The 2910-nt window shown below is 36.5% G+C and carries 2 protein-coding genes and 2 pseudogenes; 3 read left to right on the top strand and 1 reads right to left on the bottom strand.

Annotated elements, in window-relative coordinates; all coding sequences use genetic code 11:
- Nucleotides 1-440 precede the first annotated feature (440 nt).
- From Aba26S_RS20570 to Aba26S_RS20560, 3 genes and pseudogenes are all read left to right on the top strand, one after another.
- Complete coding sequence (locus Aba26S_RS20570) at nt 441-1334, top strand: phytanoyl-CoA dioxygenase family protein (RefSeq protein ID WP_004758968.1); 894 nt, start codon at nt 441-443, stop codon at nt 1332-1334.
- Nucleotides 1331-1738: a RidA family protein gene (locus Aba26S_RS20565; RefSeq protein ID WP_004758971.1), complete on the top strand. Its 408-nt coding sequence runs from the start codon at nt 1331-1333 to the stop codon at nt 1736-1738. Before Aba26S_RS20570 ends, Aba26S_RS20565 begins: the two co-directional genes overlap by 4 nt.
- A gap of 61 nt (nt 1739-1799) precedes the next feature.
- Nucleotides 1800-2339: pseudogene (locus tag Aba26S_RS20560) on the top strand (NAD(P)H-dependent oxidoreductase); the annotation flags it as partial.
- Nucleotides 2340-2434: 95 nt separating this feature from the next.
- Here the strand turns inward: Aba26S_RS20560 and Aba26S_RS20555 are convergent.
- Nucleotides 2435-2910, bottom strand: a pseudogene (locus tag Aba26S_RS20555) (transposase); the annotation flags it as partial.

Here is a 2910-nt window from a genome sequence, read left to right as displayed (position 1 = left end):
ATATTTTTTATTTAGTATCAATATATTGTAAGTAATTAGCCCATGATTTTTATTGACTTGAATGCCTCAATTCATGGCATAAACGGGCGCATTCATTGTTCAAGGTCAATTTTGAGAGAATAAAGCATATTTTTACGAAAAAACGTATTATTTCTATTTAAATGATAAAAATCATTATATTGTGAATTTAAGGACGTAATGATTATAAAAAAATGTGTTATTATTTGGTGCATTAGTCACTATAATTATGCATTTTTGCCTAGAATCTTGATGGCAAGCACTCAATTAATAATAATTCTCAATAATTGGTTATCATAAGCAATTAAACCGACTTTTTTGAATCAGAGCTTAATTTATATAACTTAAGTTAGATGTCGCCATTCTCCAGACTATTTAAATTACATTTATCTTATGTGATTGAGTTTATATTGGAGAAGACTATGGAACTGATTCGTTTACCAAATACCGCAACTGGTGATGACATTGCAAAAGCATTGAGAGAGCATGGTCATTGTATCATTGAAAACCTAGTTTCTCCTGAGATTATGGATCGTATTGCCGAAGAAACGCATGAATATGTTTATTCAAGTCCATATGGCGAAGATGTATTTTTGGGTAAAAAGACCCAACGTACTGGTTCTTTGGTGGCTCGTTCAAAAACTGCACGTGAAGAAATCATTACTCATCCATTAATGCTGGATGCGGCAAAAAAACATTTGCATAAAGCGTCTACGATTCAATTGCAATTAACCCAAATCATTACAGTTAATCCAGGTGCTCCAGCACAAGTATTGCATCAAGATCAATTGACTTGGGACTTTTTTGATTTTCCAGATGATTATGAACCACAGTTCAATACACTTTGGGCAATGACTGAATATACAGAAGAAAACGGTGCAACTCGTGTCGTACCAAACAGTATGTATATTGGTGCACGTCAAAAATTTACGCAAGATCAAACGATTGCTGCGGAAATGAGCAAAGGTTCTGTTCTAGTGTATACAGGTAAAATTTACCATGGTGCTGGTGTGAATAATACCGATAAAATTCGTCAAGCAATTAATGTGAACTATTGTGCAGGTTGGTTAAGACAGGAAGAAAACCAATATTTGGCAACGCCACCAGAAATAGCACAAACACTTGATGATGAATTGCTTAAATTGATGGGTTATCAATGTGCTTGCTTTGCATTGGGTTATGTACGTGATTTTGAAGATCCTTTGGATGTATTCAGGGGTAAAGCTGAGCGTCGTTCTGCGGGGTTAAACCTTGTGGTTGATACAGGTAATGACATCATCAAGGAATATGCTGTGGAAGTAGGGGATCGCACATGAAATTAAGTACACCAGATTTGGATTACTTCAAGCAAGATGTTTTTGATCTGTTTGCGTTCAGTCAAATAATAGAGGTCGGTAATACGGTATATCTTTCGGGCATTGCACCACTTAAAGGTGGCTTGGCGGATTTATCGCTGGTCGGAAGTACTGTTGCGGATCAATTAGATTTTGTTCTAAGTATTGCTAGTAAAAGTCTAAACAGTATTGGATTAGATTTTGGCAATATTGCAACGTGGACGATTTATACGACTGATATCGCTGAATTTACAAGCCAATCCAGTGATATTCTGAAAAAATATCTTGGCTCACATCAACCTGCATGTACTTTGGTTGAAATCAGTAAATTGATTCATCCAGAGCAATTGCTTGAAATTACGATTACAGCTGTTAAAGCATCATAAATCATATGATGGTTGCTTGATTTGGACCCAATCAAGCAGCCTCCTTTTGGGAGAATACTTCATGTTTGAGCATCCACCGACATTGCGACTGGTTGTGGTTTCTGGCGGATTTGGCATGCAATCCAAAACCGAAACATTGGTGCAAACGATTGCCGATGAAATTGCCAAACGACTTTCAGTTGAATTGGAATTTGTTAAATTTAGTGAAATTGGTGGCTTTATTGGTCAAACATTTGATCGTAAGCAATTACCTGAACATGTGCAAATAGCGTTGCATACAGTAGAAACGGCTGATGCCTTAATTGTGGGAACACCTGTTTACCGTGCGTCTTACCCTGGATTATTCAAGCACTTTTTTGATCTGATAGAGCAATTTGCTTTGGTGAATGTTCCTGTCATCCTTGCTGCATCTGGTGGCAGTGAAAGACATTCACTGGTGATTGAACATCAATTAAGACCTTTGTTTAGTTTTTTTCAAACTCAAACAATGTCATTGGGTGTGTATGCGACAGACAAGGATTTTTCCAGTGATTATAGGATTATTAATCATGAATTGTTAGAGCGTATTAGCTTGACAATCCAACGTGCCTTACCTATTTTACGAGCCATAAAATTAAGACATTTTATGAAAAACTAGACCGATTGCACAGATTCTTATATTAATTTAGGGACTTAAGAGATTTATTACAGAGTAGTTTAAGTGTGAAAATTGAGGTATAAATTACCATGCCGATGATTGAATGTATATCTTGCGAAGTGGTGCTACTCACTTTAAGATGCAAATACAACAAATTTTTGTCAATACCATTAAACTTACTAAGCCGCTTTTCGCATAGCCCCAGAATGATTTTATGTCATTAATATGACGTTCCCCACAAGCAAATTCATTGTTACCATGATCCACTCTCAAATGCTTGTCAAAAACAATATCAACTAAACGATCAAAACCTCTTCAGCCATCCGTATTGATTACTGAATCTAGGTCGATATGTCTACGGATAATCCCTTGAAGCGTGGCTTTGGAGCAATCAGTAACAATTTCTGTGTAGACATCCCCACCACGTATAAGTATTTCAAATACGATTTTTACCTTACGCAGCAGTGCTGCTCACTCCAGGACCTCTTTTACCTTTTACACGATGAGCACAAAAGTAGGATTTATCATCGACAGT

The sequence above is a fragment of the Acinetobacter sp. NBRC 110496 genome (genome assembly GCF_000876115.1).
Taxonomy (GTDB): Bacteria; Pseudomonadota; Gammaproteobacteria; order Pseudomonadales; family Moraxellaceae; genus Acinetobacter.
This window is presented reverse-complemented; position numbering and strand designations above follow the sequence as displayed.

Bases quoted from the DNA above. Each gene is read 5' to 3' on its own strand.
- Aba26S_RS20565 (WP_004758971.1), top strand. From the start codon at position 1,331: ATGAAATTAAGTACACCAGATTTGGATTACTTCAAGCAAGATGTTTTT.
- Aba26S_RS20570 (WP_004758968.1), top strand. From the start codon at position 441: ATGGAACTGATTCGTTTACCAAATACCGCAACTGGTGATGACATTGCA.